General features: G+C 66.6%; 16 protein-coding genes and 1 pseudogene. 9 read left to right on the top strand and 8 right to left on the bottom strand.

Annotated elements, in window-relative coordinates:
• Positions 1-513: 513 nt before the first annotated feature.
• Complete coding sequence (locus BM345_RS30440; protein WP_217654044.1) at positions 514-654, bottom strand: DUF1931 family protein; 141 nt, start codon at positions 652-654, stop codon at positions 514-516.
• A 379-nt stretch (positions 655-1033) separates the two neighbouring features.
• Here BM345_RS30440 and BM345_RS29035 point away from each other — a divergent pair, with 379 nt between their 5' ends.
• From BM345_RS29035 to cls, 4 genes and pseudogenes are all read left to right on the top strand, one after another.
• Positions 1034-1348 carry a hypothetical protein gene (locus tag BM345_RS29035; protein ID WP_093387189.1) on the top strand — a complete coding sequence of 105 codons (315 nt, stop codon included), beginning with the start codon at positions 1034-1036 and terminating at the stop codon, positions 1346-1348.
• Positions 1341-1751 carry a host attachment protein gene (locus tag BM345_RS29030; RefSeq protein ID WP_175545210.1) on the top strand — a complete coding sequence of 137 codons (411 nt, stop codon included), beginning with the start codon at positions 1341-1343 and terminating at the stop codon, positions 1749-1751. The genes BM345_RS29035 and BM345_RS29030 overlap by 8 nt, the downstream gene beginning before the upstream one ends.
• 166 nt (positions 1752-1917) lie before the next feature.
• Positions 1918-3283, top strand: a pseudogene (locus BM345_RS29025) (NAD-dependent succinate-semialdehyde dehydrogenase).
• A 34-nt stretch (positions 3284-3317) separates the two neighbouring features.
• A complete protein-coding gene (cls, locus tag BM345_RS29020; RefSeq protein WP_093387184.1) occupies positions 3318-4748 on the top strand; it encodes a cardiolipin synthase in 1431 nt (476 codons plus the stop codon).
• Between the two features lie 24 nt (positions 4749-4772).
• Here cls and BM345_RS29015 read toward each other — a convergent pair whose 3' ends face one another.
• Positions 4773-6137, bottom strand: coding sequence for an NAD(P)/FAD-dependent oxidoreductase (locus BM345_RS29015; RefSeq protein ID WP_093387182.1), 1365 nt, complete (start codon positions 6135-6137; stop codon positions 4773-4775).
• Positions 6138-6441: 304 nt separating this feature from the next.
• Here BM345_RS29015 and BM345_RS29010 point away from each other — a divergent pair, with 304 nt between their 5' ends.
• The gene (locus tag BM345_RS29010; RefSeq protein WP_139237673.1) at positions 6442-6660 is read left to right on the top strand and encodes a hypothetical protein; all 219 of its coding nucleotides are present in this window, start codon (positions 6442-6444) and stop codon (positions 6658-6660) included.
• A 600-nt stretch (positions 6661-7260) separates the two neighbouring features.
• On the opposite strand, the gene BM345_RS29005 is transcribed toward BM345_RS29010, so the two are convergent.
• The gene (locus BM345_RS29005; RefSeq protein WP_254790052.1) at positions 7261-7905 is read right to left on the bottom strand and encodes a TetR/AcrR family transcriptional regulator; all 645 of its coding nucleotides are present in this window, start codon (positions 7903-7905) and stop codon (positions 7261-7263) included.
• 92 nt (positions 7906-7997) lie between these two features.
• Between BM345_RS29005 and BM345_RS29000 the strand changes: the two genes are divergently transcribed.
• On the top strand, positions 7998-8891 hold the full coding sequence (locus tag BM345_RS29000) for an NAD(P)/FAD-dependent oxidoreductase (protein ID WP_093387176.1): 894 nt from the start codon (positions 7998-8000) through the stop codon (positions 8889-8891).
• Between the two features lie 65 nt (positions 8892-8956).
• Complete coding sequence (locus BM345_RS28995; RefSeq protein ID WP_093387174.1) at positions 8957-9820, top strand: class I SAM-dependent methyltransferase; 864 nt, start codon at positions 8957-8959, stop codon at positions 9818-9820.
• Between the two features lie 404 nt (positions 9821-10224).
• Here BM345_RS28995 and BM345_RS28990 read toward each other — a convergent pair whose 3' ends face one another.
• From BM345_RS28990 to BM345_RS28980, 3 genes are all read right to left on the bottom strand, one after another.
• A complete protein-coding gene (locus BM345_RS28990; protein ID WP_093387171.1) occupies positions 10225-10770 on the bottom strand; it encodes a cytochrome b in 546 nt (181 codons plus the stop codon).
• Positions 10767-11810 (bottom strand): catalase family peroxidase, encoded by a 1044-nt coding sequence (locus tag BM345_RS28985; RefSeq protein WP_093387194.1) that lies wholly within the window; start codon positions 11808-11810, stop codon positions 10767-10769. Before BM345_RS28985 ends, BM345_RS28990 begins: the two co-directional genes overlap by 4 nt.
• Before the next feature lie 162 nt (positions 11811-11972).
• Positions 11973-12911, bottom strand: a complete 939-nt coding sequence (locus BM345_RS28980) for a LysR family transcriptional regulator (protein ID WP_093387169.1) — start codon at positions 12909-12911, stop codon at positions 11973-11975.
• A gap of 91 nt (positions 12912-13002) precedes the next feature.
• On the opposite strand from BM345_RS28980, the gene BM345_RS28975 reads away from it, so the two are divergent.
• Both BM345_RS28975 and BM345_RS28970 read left to right on the top strand, forming a co-directional pair.
• A complete protein-coding gene (locus BM345_RS28975) occupies positions 13003-13329 on the top strand; it encodes a nuclear transport factor 2 family protein (RefSeq protein WP_093387166.1) in 327 nt (108 codons plus the stop codon).
• Positions 13326-14108 carry an SDR family oxidoreductase gene (locus tag BM345_RS28970; RefSeq protein WP_093387163.1) on the top strand — a complete coding sequence of 261 codons (783 nt, stop codon included), beginning with the start codon at positions 13326-13328 and terminating at the stop codon, positions 14106-14108. Before BM345_RS28975 ends, BM345_RS28970 begins: the two co-directional genes overlap by 4 nt.
• Before the next feature lie 248 nt (positions 14109-14356).
• On the opposite strand, the gene BM345_RS28965 is transcribed toward BM345_RS28970, so the two are convergent.
• Complete coding sequence (locus BM345_RS28965; RefSeq protein ID WP_093387161.1) at positions 14357-15640, bottom strand: phospholipase D-like domain-containing protein; 1284 nt, start codon at positions 15638-15640, stop codon at positions 14357-14359.
• A gap of 151 nt (positions 15641-15791) precedes the next feature.
• Entirely contained in the window at positions 15792-16721 is a 930-nt protein-coding gene (locus tag BM345_RS28960) for a glutaminase (RefSeq protein ID WP_175545209.1), read from the bottom strand.
• Between the last annotated feature and the right edge of the window lie 176 nt (positions 16722-16897).

Below are 16897 nucleotides of genomic sequence, written 5' to 3'. Positions count from 1 at the left end.
TACTGCGCCCACTCGGCTGTCTGCAGTGGCACGTTGAGTACCGTGCATCTCAGCCTTCTCCGGGCTGGACCTACACCACGGAATGGGACACGACCCCCCCTCTCGCTGGACAGTGTCGAGAGGCGCTTCCAGAGAGCTAGAAGCTGGGGCGAGCCTAAACGGATGGCGCGCTCCCAGATCGCACGCGCAAGTGGCTGTTCTCGGAGTGTCTTTGCGGCTGCACAAGCAAGACAGACTCACTTCTTCAATCCGGAGTTGGTTGTTGGATTGGCGCGACGAATCCAGGGCGAGATTCCGCATCTACTGCTGGGTCTTGGTCGAAAATTCCCACAACCTTAGGAAGCTAAAGCGGCGGGGCACTTCAAGTTACTAAGGTTGTGGGATTTTTCTCCCAGGGAGGTCGTGGGCGACTATCGATGGCGGGGACCTTCACCGGGCGAAAAATGGCGTGACGCGCAGCCTCGTCCCCGCCGGCCTCGCGGGCCTCGCGGGCAGCAGGTTGCATGCGGCGCTTCAGATCAGCAGGTCGAACAGGGCGAACGCCCGGTCCCACTCCTCGGTGCCGGGATTCTTGAGCTCCCGATCCACGATCTTGAAGCTGCGCGCCAGCGCGACGGTGAGTTCGCCGGCGAGGTCGGGCAGGCCGGCTTCCACGGTGAACGTAATGTCGCCAGGTAGCACCACGTTGCGCCCGTTGGCCCTCGCGATCGCGCAGGCGCGCTGCAGCAGGTCGTGGTGCGGTTGACGAATTCATCGTGGCGCCGCAGGTCGTTTTTGTCGATGCCGAGCCCGGCGGCTTGGCGAATGTCATGGCTCACCTTTTGTCGTGGCAATTAACCGAGGCTACGCCGGGCATCGTCCCCGCGCGCCGGCACGGCGCGAGATGCGCAGGCATGCGACACACACCGCAGGACTGCGCCTCGCACTCGCCGGCACGCTGGTGCAACATGGATGCCAATGCTTCAGCGCAGCCACCATGAGCTCGTCCGATCTTCCATCCCCGCCGCTTCTCGACAGTCCTCTGGAGGGCCTGATGGACTGGGACAGTCCCTTCCGCCAGGGCTTCGTCGCCGGCTCCGACTGGGCGCCCTGGCTGGCTTCCGCCGGCTTTCCGCCAAAGGGGCCTGTCACGTCATCGGCCAGTGCGCCGGCGCCGTCCGTCCAGCCGCCGCAACCCCCGGCGCCCTCGGCCGGCGAGGCTGAGTACGAGAAGTATCTGCGCGACTACGAGGCGCGGCTCGACGAAGCCTATGCGCACTGGAAGCGCTCGGTCTTCCTGACCATGTTCGAGCCCTGGGTCCGGCGCCGCCGGGCGGCCGATGCTGCAGGCGGGCCGCGCCATGGCTGAGCCCGAATGGACCGTGCTCGCCGAGGCCGGCCGCGTGCGCCTGCTGGAGTTCAGCAGCAACGCCGGCGAGCCGCCGCGCGTGGTGCAGGTGCTGGCCGATCCGGAGGGGATGCCCCGGCCGGGCGAGCCCTCCGATGAGTCCATGCAGCGTTTCGCGCGGGCGGTGGTCGACGTGCTGGAGAAGGCGTACGCACAGGCGCGCTTCGAGTTCCTGCGCATTGCGGTCGAACCGCGCTTCGAGGGCCCGCTGCGGGCGGAGATCGAGCGGCGGCTGGACCTGCCTCGCGCGGTGCTCGAGTGGCGCGCGCTGAAGCTGATTCCGCCGGAAGCGGCTGCAGCCCCGCAGGCGGCGGCCCTCGAGCAGGTGCCGCAGGATCCTGGAACACCGCCCTCGCGCGAGTGACTGCCGTGACTGGCGGCGGGACGATCGCCACCAAGGCGTCGCCGCGTCGCCGCCACGGCGGTGCGCCCCGTCGCGAGCAACCCACCGGACGACAAGTACGCACGAACCGGGCAGCGCCAGCAAGCGCCGGGAAGATGCGGCGCCTGCATCGGCCGACGATCGGCAGATGACCATCGAATCTATCAATCCCGCCACCGGCCAGGCGATCGCCCGCTACGAGCTCACGCCGGCCTCCGCGCTGCCCGGCATCGTCGAGCGCGCGCATGCGGCCTTCCTCGAATGGAGGTATTCCGGCTTCGCGGAGCGCGCCGCGCCGCTGCAGCGCGCCGCCGGGATCCTGCGGCGCAAGGAGCGCGAGTACGCGCAGCTCATGGCCCAGGAAATGGGCAAGCCGGTCAGCAACGGGCTGGAGGAGGTGCGCGCCTGCGCGGCGCTGTGCGAGCACTACGCCGAGCACGCCGCCGACATGCTGTCCGACGCGCCCGTTGCCACCGGCTTCAGCCGCAGCCGCGTCGTCTACCGGCCGCTGGGCGTGGTGCTTGGCGTCCAGCCCTGGAACTGGCCCTTCCACCAGGTCTTCCGGATGGCCGTGCCGGCGCTGGCGGCCGGCAATGCGGTGGTGGTCAAGCACGCGTCGAACGTGCCGGGCTGCGCGCTCGCCATCGAGGACGTGCTCGTGCGCGCCGAGCTACCGTCGGACCTGTTGCGCGTGCTGCTGCTGGCCAGCGGCGACGTCGAGGCGCTGGTCTCGCATCCGCTGGTGCGCGGCGTCAGCCTGACAGGCAGCGGGCCGGCGGGCGCCGCAATCGCACGCGCGGCGGGCGGCAAGCTGAAGAGATCCGTGCTCGAGCTGGGCGGAAGCGACCCCTACCTGGTGCTCGCCGATGCCGACATCGAGCTGGCCGCCCGGATCTGCACGCAGGGACGCCTGGGCAACAGCGGCCAGAGCTGCATCGCGGCCAAGCGCATGATCGTGGTGAAGGACGTGCGTGCCGCCTTCGAGGAGCGCTTCGTCGCGCTGATGGCGGCGGCGCGGGTCGGCGATCCCCTGCTGGATGACACAGTGGTCGGTCCGCTGGCGCGGCGACCTGCGCGACGCCTTGCATGCCCAGGTACAGGCCAGCGTTGCCGCCGGTGCCCGCTTGCTGCTTGGGGGCGCGGTACCCGAAGGCCCCGGGTCGTTCTACCCGGCCACGGTGCTGACCGACGTGCGCCGCGGCATGCCGGCCTTCGACGAGGAGCTGTTTGGACCGGTCGCCGCCATCGTGCCGGTGGCGGACGAAGGCGCCGCGATCGCGGCCGCCAACGATTCCGCCTACGGCCTCGGCGCCTGCGTGCTCACGCGCGACGTGCAGCGCGGCGAACGCATCGCCGCCGACCTGCTCGATTCCGGCATGGCCTGGGTCAATGGTTGCGTGCGGGAGGACCCGCGCCTGCCCTTCGGCGGTGTCAAGGATTCGGGCTACGGCCGGGAGCAATCCACCTGGGGCATCCGCGAGTTCGTCAACGTGAAGACGGTGGTCGTGGCCTAGTCGCCGACAGGGAGCCGCTGCCCGAGGGGATGGAATGACGGCGGCTCAGGCAGGCCTCCTCGGCGCGGCGTACGCGTTGCTGCAGGCGCTGGGCGTGCTGGCCGCGGGCCGGGCGGTGATGGAAGCTCGCACCGCACAGGGCGCGGCCGCCTGGGCGGTGGCGCTGGTCTCCTTCCCGCTGCTCGCCTTGCCGCTGTTCCTGGTGTTCGGCCAGAGCCGGTTCGCAGACTACGTGGCGACGCGGCGCGAGGCGCTGGCCGGGTTGCAATCCATGCGGCACATGAAGACGACGCTGCGGCGCCGCGGCCTGCTCACGGACACCCGGTATACCCGCGACGTGCCGTTCGAGCGGCTGGCCAAGCTACCGTTCACCGCGGGCAATGCGGCGACGCTGCTGGTCGACGGCGCGGCCACCTTCGACTCGATCTTCGCGGGCGTCGCTGCGGCACGCGACTACGTTCTGGTGCAGTACTACATCCTGCGTGACGACCGCGTGGGGCGCGAACTGCAGGCACGGCTGCTCGAACGTGCGGCGGCCGGCGTGCGCGTGCACCTGCTGTACGACGAGGTCGGCAGCCTTGGGCTTCCGCGCGCCTACGTCGGCGCACTGCGTGCAGGTGGCGTGCAGGTGCAGGCCTTCCACGCGCTGGGCCGCGGCGCCGCCCGGCTGCACCTGAACTTCCGCAACCACCGCAAGATCGTGGTCGTCGACGGTCGCCGCGCGTGGGTCGGCGGCCTCAACGTCGGCGACGAATACCTCGGACGCGACCCGCGCATCGGCCCCTGGCGCGACACCCACCTGTGCGTCGAGGGGCCGACCGTGCAGTGCGTGCAAGTGGCGTTCTGCGAGGACTGGCACTGGGCCGCAGGCGATCCCCTGCGCCTGCAGTGGGAGCCGGCGGAAGCGGCCGGAGGCGGCTATTCGGTGCTGTGCCTGCCCAGCGGGCCGGCCGACGAACTGGAGACCTGCACCCTGTTCTTCATCGCGGCCATCGGGCGCGCGCGCTCGCGCCTGTGGGTGGCCAGCCCCTACTTCGTGCCGGACGAACAGTTCGTGACCGCGCTGCAACTTGCCGCCCTGCGCGGCGTCGACGTGCGCGTGCTGCTGCCGGAGCGCTCGGACAACCCGCTGGCGGGCCTGTCCGGCTGGTCCTATGTCGATGCGCTGGAGCAGGCCGGCGTGGCGATGTACCGGTACCAGGACGGCTTCATGCACCAGAAGGTCACGCTGATCGACGACGACTGGTGCACCGTGGGCACGGCGAACTTCGACAACCGCTCGTTCCGCCTGAACTTCGAATTGACGATGGCCGTCCTGGACCGGGGGCTGGCAGCGCAGGTGCTAGCGATGCTCGAGCGCGATTTCGGGCGGGCGCGGCGCATGGCCGCGGCCGACCTGCGCGCGCGCCCGCCCTGGTTCCGCTTCGCCGTGCGACTGGCGCGCCTGTCGGCGCCGGTGCAGTAGACGCCTCGGATGCAGCGGCGCTGCTCAGCTTCCGTCCAGCACCCGGTGCACGAAGGCGACCGCCATCGCGCCTTCGCCGACCGCCGCGGCGCAGCGCCGGACCGCGTTGTGGCGCACGTCGCCGATGGCGAACACGCCGGGGATGCTGGTCTCCAGGTAGTAGGGATCGCGGTCGAGGGGCCACCGTTGCAGGCGCTCGCGCCCGCGCCCCAGGTCCGGCCCCGTGACGATGTAGCCGGACTGATCGCGCACCATCCCGATGCTCTCGGCCCAAGACGTCTGCGGATCGCCGCCGATGCAGACGAACAGCCAGCGTGTCGGCACGCGGCGCTCGGTGCCGGAGCCGTTGTCGCGCAGCGTGATCTCGCGCAGCACGCCATTGCCGTGCAGCGCAGTGACCTCGGTGCGCGCCAGCACCTCGACGGCCGGCGCCGCCTCGACGCGATCCAGCAGGTACTGCGACATGGTGCGGCGCAGCGAGTCGTCGCGAATCACGATGCTGACTTGCCGTGCACGCAGTGCGAATTGCATCGCGGCCTGGCCGGCCGAATTGCCGCCTCCGACGACGAACACGTGCTCGCCCGCGGTCAGCGGCGCTTCGCTTGCGCCGGCCCCGTAGTAGAGGCCGGCGCCCAGGAAGCGGTTCTCGTCCGGCAGGCCGAGGCAGCGGTAGGCCACGCCCGTGGCGCAGATCGAAGCGCGCGCAACGATGCGCGTGCCGTCCTCCAGTATGCCGACGCCCCGGCCCGGCTGCAGTTCCGCGCCCCGTCCTTCGCGCGCGAGCAGGATCTCGACGCCGAACTTGTCCGCCTGCCGGCGGGCGCGCTCGGCCAGCTCGGCGCCACTGACGCCCTGGTCGAAACCCAGGTAGTTCTCGATGCGGGAAGTGCTGCCCGCCTGGCCGCCCAGGGCCCAGCGCTCGACCAGCACCGTGCTCAGGCCGTCGGCGGCGGCATACACCGCCGCGCTCAGGCCGGCGGGGCCGGCGCCGTAGATGGCCAGGTCGTATTCGGTGCGTGAGGGGTTGCGGAACCATCCCAGTTTGTCGGTGATCTGCCGGATGGTCGGCGCCGCCATGCGGGTGCCGTCGGGGAACACGCACAAGGGTTCCGCTGGCGCGTCGTCGTTCAGCGGCACCCACTCGAACGGCACGTCGCAGCGGTGCAGGAAGTCCCGGATGGCATAGGCGGCGGCATTGCCGAGGCCGCTGTAGATGCGGACCTTTTGCGGGTCGTCGGCTGGCTCAGCGGCTTTGGGCCGCTCCGGGCCCAAGGTCCAGAAGGGCGGATCGCTGGCCGGGAAGCTCTCCTGCAGGGCCTCGTCGACTCGTGCTTCGGCTGCGGCATCGGCCGGTGTGCCCGCGGCTTCCTGCTTCTCGTGCTTGTCCATGGGCCGCCTTTCAACGCGACATGCGCTTGCCGCCGGTCCCACTATAGGTCGCGGCCGAGCACCGCGCGGAGCCGCACGCAGTTAACCGCAGCTTCCGGGAAAAGCACCTGCCGTTTGCAGATGGCGGGCCCGTGCGCTCGAGCTCCTGTTGCGAAGGCCATGGCCTGCGATTGCCTTCAGCGACCGAATCCTGCTCCAACTTGCGCTTGCCGGGATTTGTCATGCATTCCCCGGTCTCAGATACCTCGACGCCCCTCGGCGTCACGACCATCCGGCGCACCACCGGCATGACAGGAGGCAAACCATGAGCGACACAGCAGGTTGTCGAGCCACGATGCGCGGCTGGGCCATCGGGGCCTACGGTGAAGAGATGGTGCTGATGGACAAGTTGGCTAATGGGTCCGCGCGAGATGGCGCGTTTTTCGCCGCTTGCAAGCGCACCTCTATGATTCGACACCCTGTCAACGCCTCATCGAAAGAGAACGTCGCTTCCCAGTCCCAGTCCGGCTGGCGATACGAATGATGGACACGGCAAACGTAGCGACTGCCGCCGCGCGCTCCGATTGCGAGCCGTGAGATCGGGCTTGTTCACGAGAAAGCGGCGGTCCCTCCCGGCGGCGGCCGCGCTCTTCCTGGAGGCGCTGCGAGACTGCATCCCGCCGGTGCGCTCCTGACTTGCTTTGCTGCTCTACCGGCTTTTGTGCTTCCAAGAAAGTCCCATTGCCGTTCCGAATAGTGCCTTGATGATCGGCGGGCGATGCCGATCACCGACAGCGGGAAGTGCGCAACGATGAGAAGGGCTCGAGCGCTGTCGCGGACTGCCGCTCAGTGGCATCAGGAAACCTGCGACCGGCTGCTGCGCAGCGTCGAGCGACCTTCAGGAGGGCAGGGTGGATGGGCGGGTCCGTGCCCGTGCCCATTGCGGTCCTAGACCGGTGAAATGTGAATGACCGGTTTCCGACAGAGCGGACATTGGATTCATATGGCGTCGAGGTCCGAAGTCGCTGCTCAACAGTGGCTCGAAGGCCCGGAGATCGTCCTCGGCGGGGCTGTGAGCCTGGTTTCATGCAGAAATCTTCGCTTCCCCGCCGCTTGCTCGCGATCTCAGGCTATACGGTGGAGTCTAGGCGCCGTAACCTGCCAAGAAGACCCGTACGGCTTCCCGAAGAAGAGCCCGGTCTTCCCGGGCATCCGGCATCTCGAGCTTCAGCAGTCCACGGATGTGCCCGGAGCCAAGGAACATCGACAGAAACAGGTCCGCTGCCTGAAGCGGGTTCCGAACCCTTAGCGTGCCCGCCGAGTTGGCAAGGCGCAGGTAGGCAGCCAGTTCCTCGTTCACACGCTCCGGGCCCTCTCTGTACAGCGCGCGGCAGACCTCCGGCTGCGCGCCCGCAACGCCATAGACAGCGCGCAACGCGCCCAGCGCGTCCCCGCGCGCCAGCGCGAGAAACCGTTTGCCGATCTCCAGCAGCACCTTCTCAGGCTGGTCCGGATCCAGCGTCCCGGCGCCCGGGAAGCCAGCCACCACGGCTGCCGTCCTGTCGCTCACGACCGCCTGGAACAGCCCCTCCTTGGAGCCAAAGTTGCTGTACACGGTCATTTTGGAGACGCCTGCGTCCGCAGCGATGGCATCCACGCTGGCACGCTCCAAACCGTGCTCGTTGAAGTGCCTTTGCGCCGCTTCCAGGATGCGCCGGCCGCGCTCGGGATCGCGCGGCCGCCCGCGTTGGGGCTTCGGAGCAGGAGTTGGCAGGTGGGTCACGGGCATATTTAGTGGACTTGACAGTTTACTATATCCCCGCCACATTACTGTACTCAATAGTCCGCTAATTGACCGACCCTCCCACGGAGTCCAGCACCATGAATGACGTCATCATCATCGGCGGGAGCTTTGCCGGCCTCGCCGCTGCCCTACAACTCGGCCGTGCCCGCCGCAAGGTCACCGTTCTCGATACCGGCCTGCCGCGCAATCGCTTCGCCGGCCACTCGCATGGCCTGCTCGGCCACGATCACAAGCCGCCGCTGGACATCCTGGCCGAGGCACGGCAGCAGCTGGCGCGTTATCCCACGGTCAGGCTGGTCAGTGCCCGGGCCGACAGCGTCTCCGGCGCCATCGACGATTTCTCCGTTCTTACTGCCGATGGCGAAAGCCTCGGGGCGCGCCGCCTGATCCTGAGCTATGGCATCGCTGACCAGATGCCTGATGTCCCGGGATTTGCCGAAAGCTGGGGCACATCCATCGTGCCTTGCCCCTATTGCGACGGCTTTGAAGTCGCTGGCCAGCATTGGGGCCTCGTCTGGTCTGGCCCGCAGTCGCACAATCAGGCCAGACTGTTCCGCGATTGGACCGACAAGCTGACCGTCTTCGCCGATGGTCACGACATTCCGCCCGATATCCAGGCCGATCTGGCGAACCGCAACGTGCCTGTGGTCGATGGCCGGATCGTCGAGATCGCCCACAGCAATGGCCGTATCTCCACCGTCAATCTCAATACCGGCCGCCATGTCGCGGTCGACATCCTGTTCGCCCATCCGCGCAACCAGCCGTCCGCAAGCCTGCATGAATCACTGAGCCTCGCCACGGCCGATACGCCCAGCGGCATCGTCCTCAAGGTCGACGAGCGCCGACAAACCAGCGTGCCCGGCATCTACGCCGCCGGCGACCTCGCCACGACCTTCTTGCCCTCGGTCACTCAGGCATCGTCGCAGGGGGCGATGGCAGGTATCTTTGCCCAGCAATCGATGCTGGCTTGAGAACACAGATTCCTTCCTCGGTTGCGTGGTAGCTGACTGAGAACGAACCAGGGCAAGGAGAAGAAATGCCAGAGAAAAATGCCTACCAGGTCACCGACTGGAATGGTCAAAGCGGGGAGCGCTGGGTCGCCAATCAGGCCCGGCTCGACGCCATGGTGGAGGTGTTCGGCCGGGCCGCGATCGATGCCGCCGCGCCCATGCGGGGCGAACGCGTGCTGGACGTCGGCTGCGGCGCGGGCGCATCGAGTCTGACCCTGGCCGCCCGTGTCGGCGCCGGGGGCCAAGTGCTGGGCGTGGACATTTCAGAACCGTTGATCGGCCGAGCGCGCGCGCTCGCTTCACGAGATGCGTCGACCCTGTTCCAGGTGGCCGACGCCAGCAGCGCCGAGTTGCCTGAGGGCGCGTTCGACATCCTGTTCTCGCGCTTCGGGGTCATGTTTTTCGATGATCCGACAGGTGCGTTCGCCCATATGCGACGCGCACTGCGGCCGGGCGGACGGGTTGCTTTCGTCTGCTGGCGCGGCGCGGCCGAGAACGATTGGGTGCGCCTGCCGATGGGTGCAATCAAGGGCATCCTACCGCCCAGTGCACCGCCCGATCCTGAAGCGCCCGGCCCATTTTCGTTCGGCGACCGGGCGCGCGTGGCGCGCATCCTGAAGGCAGCCGGCTTCACTGAAGTCGCCATCGTGCCTTTCGGTGCTTCCGTCCCGTTTGGCGAGGGCGTGACGCGGGACGCTGCGATCGACGACGCGGTGAAGATGGCGCTCGAGGTCGGCCCGCTATCGCGGGCGTTGGCTGATCAGCCCGACGACCTCCGCGCCCGCGCCTCGACCGCAGTCCGTGCAGCCTTTGCGGGCCTCCCCGGCGAGCGGTCGGTGATGATCAACGGCGCGGCGTGGATCGTCATGGCACGCAATCCCGCTAGCTGACAGTGCGTGCCAAGCGCATAGAGGCGGTCACCCGGGCACACGAGTCGATTGAGCTCGAGTGTTCAACCTGCCGGCTTCTTGCTAAGTGCTGAACCCCCTTCAAGCAGTTCTTCGCGCCGGCCACCGTCGGCCCGAAGGACACCATACAGCGTAGTCGGACAGATAGGCGACGACGCGACCGTCATCCCGCACCTCGGCAAGTGCGTACTAGGCGTCGCGGGGGGCAAAATTTCGATCCTCCAAGAGTGACCGCAGCACGTGGACTCCACGCCCTGCATGGCCCAGCCGCCACAGAGCTTGGCCTTGCGCAGTTGGCCCAGTCCGAGAGGCGCGATCGGGCCGCCTCTGGGTGTCGGAGCCGCCGCGTCGGGACCATCCGCCACGGCAGCGACAGTCGCGCCTCGTTAGCGAGGGGCGCGAGGCCAGGGTGCCATGGCCTCGAACACGCCGTCGCGGCGCACCCACGCATGAAAGAGCGCCGCGGCCAGATGCAGCAGGACGAGGGCGAACAGGCAGAACGCCAAGGTGCTGTGGGCGGTCCACAGCAGGCTGTGCAGCTTGGCACTGGCCGGCACCAGCGAGGGCAAGCGCATGCCCGCAACGACCACCGGATAGGCCCCAGCCGACAGCATGGCCCATCCGAGAAGAGGCATGGCGATCATCAGCGCATAGAACGTCCAGTGCGACAACTTCGCCGCGAACTTCATCGGCGCGGGCATGCTCGCCGGCAAAGGGGGTGCCCCGCGGCGCCACCGCACGATCAGCCGCAGCACCGCCAGCACCAGGATCACGATACCCAGCGGCTTGTGGATGCTCACCAGCAAAAGGTAGTTGCGATCGATCGTGGACATCATTCCGACCCCGATGAACAGCATTGCGACGATGCCGATGGCCATGCTCCAGTGCAGCACGCGCTGAAGAGGGGTGAATGGCGGGCTGGCGTGGCTCATGGCTTGCCTTCGGTGGGGGGACGCGGAGAGTCCTTCGCCTCCGCCGTGCGGCGGTCGTAGGACACGGCATAGGCCGCCGAGCGGGCGGCAGGAAAAGGGTCGTTCGAGGTGCGCATGCCGACGGGCAGCACGGTGGGATCGAAGTTGAGGTCGCGGCAATTCCCGTCGGCCTCCGCTTGCACCTTGCTCACCACCAGCGTGCCGACGTCCACCTTGCGGCGATCCTCCGGCCAGACTCGGGTCGGGTCGGCCGTGTGGTCTCCGGGGTTGGCCACCGTGAGCACCAGCCTCCATTTCTGTGGGGCGGCGGCAACCCGCTGGACGATTTCCTTTCGCAGGAAGTCGGGATCGCGCTGCTTGAGTTCTTCGGGCGACACGGCCACCATGGCGGCCGCCGGAATGAACGACCAGCGCACGGTTTGGTCCTGCCCCTGCGCGTTGGTGAACACGAAGCTGTTGAGGCTGTTGAAGCGATCCTCGGCGTAGGAGGAGGTGAAGGGCGCACTGGCGGCCCATGCCCCGAATTCACGCAGCGACGGGTGGCTGGCGGCGAACTGCTTCATGGCGTTCGGATCGTCCTTGCGGGCGCCCGCCTGTTGCAGCGCGTAGAAGTCCTGCGGCGTGGCCACCGGGAAAAAGGGTGGATTGATCATCGCGGCGCGCCACTCCTGGCCGCCCGGCGCCTGGATCCGCAGGCCCAGGCCACGCACGCGGCCGGTGCCATCGGCCATCCGGGGATCAGGCCCCGCCAGGTTGAACCGGCCGGTGACCGGGTAGCTGCCCGCGGCGAACATGGGTGCGCGCGAAAGGGCGGTGCCGGCGCCGCTCGCTTCGAAGGTGCCGGTAAAGCAGATGCCTTTGGCATGGTTGCGCCGGAAGCCCGCAACCGCCCCGCCCGGCGGCGCCAGCGAATCCACGAGCTTGTCCGGCGTCAGGCGCGCGGGCGTCAGCCACCCGGCGGTGTAGGCGAAAGTGGCGGCAGCGCCGGCGACGATGAGCGCGATCCCTGCCAGACGGGCCGCGATTGCCCCGCCGGGCATGGCTTGCGTTGGCGAGTCGATCGGTGCACCGGTCATACCTGCTCCTGTGGATCGCGGAAAGGTGGACGCCCCCTGGCACGAGCTTGGAGGCCCGCGCAGCACCCCGCAGCATAGCGAAATCGAAGCGAAACCGCGCCAGTACGGAGCGCGTGCCGCACCTGGTCAAGCGGAGCTGGCGATCCGTGGCTCCCGAGGCTGTCCTTCCAAGTCCTTGTCCAACAGACAGTCAATAAACGCACCGAGGAGGGCCGGTCGATGCCGCCTACTTGGGTAGTAGAGGAACAGCCCTGGGCGTGAGATTGACCAGTCTGCCAGTACCTGGACCAGCCGGCCCTGGGCCAGGAGGTCACCCACTCCATCTCGCTCGAAGTGATAGGCGATGCCAAGTCCGTTCAGTGCAGCGGCAACGCCAATGTCAACGTGATTGGTGACGACGGCGCCGTCCACCGCTACCTCGAGTCGTTTCCCCCTTTTCTCGAATTCCCAGCGATAGTGCCTTCCGTCCATCTGGAGCCGCCAGTTGACGCATGCATGGTTATGCAGGTCGACGGGTGTCTTGGGCATGCCTCGACGCGCAAGGTAGTCGGGAGACGCCACGGCAACCATGTCCAGGTCTGGCGTGAGGCGGACGGCAATCATGTCTTTTTCGAGCTGTCCGCCAACGCGGATGCCCGCGTCAAAGCGGCCGGCGACGATGTCTGCCAGCGCATCATCGACCACGATGTCGAGCACCACGTCGGGGTACGCCTGATGAAAGCGTGAAAGCCTTGGCGCAATGGTGGTTCTCGCTGCGATCCCCAGCGTGTTGATCCGCAGCGTGCCGTTCATCCGGCCTGCGGCTTCACTGGCTTCGGCGACTGCGACTGCCAGCTCCCGAAACAACGGGGCTATGCGCCTGTAGAGCAGCTCGCCACTGGCCGATGGCGCGACGCTTCGTGTGGTGCGATTCAGGAGGCGGGCGCCGATCCGGCCTTCAAGCTGTCGAATGGTCTGGCTGAGTGCCGAGGGCGACACACCCAAATGCTCTGCCGCCCGGGCGAAGCTCGCCCGTTCGACCACGGCAGCGAAGGCTTTCAGCTCCACGAATTCGGATCCGCGCATTTATGGACAGACCATCCTGATTCTAGGATATTCACTTAATTGATCCCGGCGCGCATCCTCGGGCGCTCACTGACCACAGAGAGCCATCGACATGAACGCCTTCACCCTTCCCGAGCCAATGGCCGCGTACTTCGCGGCCGAACACAACGCTGAAGCCCTGGCCCATTGCTTCACGGCGCAGGCCGTCATGAAGGACGACGGCCACATCTACACGGGCGTCAACGCCATCCAGGCTTTCATGGCTGCCGCGTCCGCCAAGTACAGGGCGACCAGCGTGCCGTTCGCGCTGGACCGTGAGGACGGCGTCCAGGTCGTCCGAGCCAAGGTGACGGGCAACTTTCCTGGCAGTCCGATCGATCTGTCTTACCGCTTTCGTCTCGAACGCGGCCTGATCGCCTCGCTGGAGATCACGGCATGACCTTCGACCTGCAACTGAAAGGGCAGCGTGCGCTGGTCACGGGCGGCACGAAGGGCCTGGGCGCCGCTCTCGTCAAGAGCCTCAAGGATGCCGGGGTGCACGTGATGACAACTGCGCGCTCCGCTCCCGAGAAGCCCCTGGAAGGTGTGTCATATGTTCAGACCGACTTGACCACCGCGCAAGGCGTGCAAGAGCTTGCGCGCGCGGTAACTGAACGCTGGGGCGGGGTCGACATCCTGATCAATTCCCTCGGGGGCTCGAGCGCGCCGGCAGGGGGGTTCGCGGCCCTAGATGACGCGGTATGGCTCGATGAGTTGAACCTGAACCTCATGTCCGCAGTTCGTCTCGACCGTGCGCTGCTGCCCGCAATGTTGGCAAAGCGCGCAGGCGTCGTTCTGCACGTGACCTCGATTCAGCGTGTACTGCCGCTCCCGGAGTCGACCACCGCCTACGCCGCGGCGAAGGGTGCCCTCTCGACCTACAGCAAATCCTTGTCGAAGGAGGTCACGCCGAAGGGTGTTCGCGTACTGCGCGTTTCGCCAGGCTGGATTGAGACCGAGGCGTCGGCTTCATTCGCCGAACGCATGGCGGCCCATGCAGGCACGGACTATGAGGGCGGCAAGAAGATCGTCATGGACTGGCTCGGCGGCATTCCAGTGGGTCGGCCGGCAAAGCCGCACGAGGTCGCAGACCTGATCACCTTCCTTGTGTCTCCGCGCGCCGCATCGGTGTCGGGCTCGGAACACGTGATCGATGGCGGGACGGTTCCCACGGTTTAGATCCCTGGACCTGGTCGCCGTGCTCATCTCTTCCCACGGCCGGTCACGACAGCGCGATGTAGATCGCGCCTTGCGGCCGATCGCCCCGTCTAGCGCCTCACGCCGGTGATGAGCCAGCTAGACGGTGCGTGAGTTCGAGGGCTGCTTAGGGCCCCCAACTCGACTTCTGACCTTGCACTTCGTCGGAGGCCCATTTGCCCGCCGGGCGAGGGCTTCTAAACGTAGCGCATGTGCTGCAGGCGTCGGGCTCACATCAACTCATTCAGCAGATAGAAGGCATTGTCCTTGGCCTTGTGCCAAAGTCCGCGCCGGCGCCAACGCTCCAGGTCGATCTCATTGGCACGCGCTGCATAGCGCTCGAAGATCGAGTCCAGCCGTGCGGCGGTGGACGCATCGGCGATGCCCAGCGTCAGTTCGTCGTTAGTCTCGAAGGACCGATCATCGAAGTTGCTGGAGCCGACGGCGCACCACACGCCATCCACGGTCATCACCTTTTGATGCAATAGGGTATGTGGATACTCGAACAGTCGCACGCCGCAACACAACAACTTCTCAAAGTTGCGGTGCCCGGCGTGCTGCACCATCGGGTTGTCCGAACCGCTGGTGGCCGGCATTAGCACTCGAACATCCACGCCGCGCCGCACAGCTTGGCCAAAGGCATCGATCGCGTCCGGTTCAGGGATGAAGTAAGGGTTCTGAATCCAGATGCGCGTGCGCGCGAGGCAGATGACCGTGTGATGCAGGATCTTGACGGCGGGTGCCGAGCCCTCCGGTTTGGCGTACGCCGCGTGCAGGGTGACCTCGCCGCGTGGGACGAGGCTCGGGAACACGTCGCCACCGACGAAAAGCTCGCCGGTCTCTCCTGCCCAGTTCTCGCTGAAGGCCGCCTGGATGCTGTGAACAATCGGGCCGTCGAGTCGCACACTCACGTCAGCGTAGTGCACACCGTCCTCGGCGTCGCCTAACCATTCGTCGACGATGCAGTGGCCACCGACAAATGCGACTTTTCCGTCGATCACAACCAGTTTTCGATGATCCCGGTCGTTGAATACGCCGATGTTTCGCAAGCTTTTGGGGTGATAGAAAACCAGCTTGCACCCAGCTGAGCGCAATGCTTCCTGCGTGGCGCGGCCGACACCTTTGGAGCCTTCGGCGTCGAGCAGCACTCGTACCTGTCGCCCGACCCGTGCCTGTGCGGCCAGGGCATTCGTGAGGCGTTGGCCGAGTTCGCCGTCCTTCCACAGAAAGGTTTCAAAGTGGATGGACTGCTCTGCTTGCCCGATGTGCTCGAGCAGGACATCGAAGAAGCGACCGTTTTCAAGTACATCCACGCTATTGCCGGGAACCGGGGTGCCGAGCGTGAGGCCAGCCAGGGAGGCAATGAGTTCATCGATCGGAGAATTGCATTCGATCTTGAGATCCGGATCCCGGTGGCGGCGTATCGACCAGATGACACAAGCCAGCAGTGCGATCAGTGCCAACAGCGCCATCAGCACGAAGAACGAGGGATGCATAGACGAGTTGTGGTTCATGTTGCGATCAGTTCTTTACAAAACCGCAGCCGCACCGCCGGCAACGTGCGGACCCGCACGTGAGTATGTTCTCCCGTTCGCGAATTTGAGCGCCGCGCGACCATGCGAGAACCGATGGCCAGTCAGTTCCACCCAAACGCCTTGGGCTGATTCAGAACACCGACAAGCCTGTCTTCGCCACGAACAACTCCAGCGCCTTCATCCCGAGCAGCGAGTTGCCGGTGGCATCGAGGGCGGGCGACCACACGGCGAGCGTGAGGTGGTCTGGCATCACGGCGACGATGCCGCCGCCCACGCCGCTCTTGCACGGCAGGCCGATCGAGAAGGCAACGTCGCCGGCCGCGTCGTACGTGCCGCAGGTCAACATCAGCGCATTGATGCGGCGCGTCTGGCGCTCGGTGGTCACTGCCGGGCGGCCGTCGAAAGGATGCGCGCCGTCGCGGCACAGGAAGGCGGCTGCGCGCGCCAGTTGCAAGCAGTTCATGCGGATCGCGCACTGGTGAAAGTACATGTCCAGCACCGGCGTCACGTCGTTGTCGATCTTGCCGAAGCTCTTCATGAAGTTCGCCAGCGCGTAGTTTCGATAGCCGGTCGCGGCCTCCGATGCGGCAACCTCGCCGTCGAAAGCGATGGCCTCGTTCGCCAGGCTCGACATCAGCGCGAGGATCATGGCCTTGGCGTCGCCCACGCTCAGCAGTCGGTCGGCCACCGCGATTGCGCCGGCATTGATGAAGGGGTTGCGCGGCTTCCCCTGTTCGTTCTCGAGTTGCACCAACGAATTGAAAGGGTTGCCCGACGGCTCGCGGCCGATGCGCTCCCACAGCCGTTCCCCCAGATGCTGCATTGCGAGCGTGAGCGTGAACAACTTGGACACGCTCTGGATCGAAAATGGCACGGCCGCGTCGCCGGCAAAGGCCTCGTGGCCATTGCAGGTTCGAAGCGCAATCCCGAACTGCGCGGCGGGCACGCGCGCGAGCGCCGGGATGTAGCTGGCGACCTTCCCGCCGACGCCGAGCAAGGGGCGGATCTCGGCGTTGATCTCGTCGAGCACGGGCCGAAAGTCCTGGTGTGTGATCGTCATCATGGGTGCACCATTCAGTAGGTGCAGTATGTCCCGCTCAGGGCTGTGGCCGGAGAGCGGCGGGCGAGAATGCCTCAAACAGCTAGCTGTGATGTCTCAATAGGTTGTTCACCCGGAAGAGTCTGGGAGACTGGAGTTACGACGCTTCAGAACTTTCCAGAAGGAACAACCGGGTG

The sequence above is a fragment of the Variovorax sp. OV329 genome, assembly GCF_900114785.1.
Taxonomy (GTDB): Bacteria; Pseudomonadota; Gammaproteobacteria; order Burkholderiales; family Burkholderiaceae_C; genus Variovorax.
The sequence above is the reverse complement of the archived record's forward strand: the minus strand, read 5'-3'. Positions and strand labels throughout refer to the sequence as shown.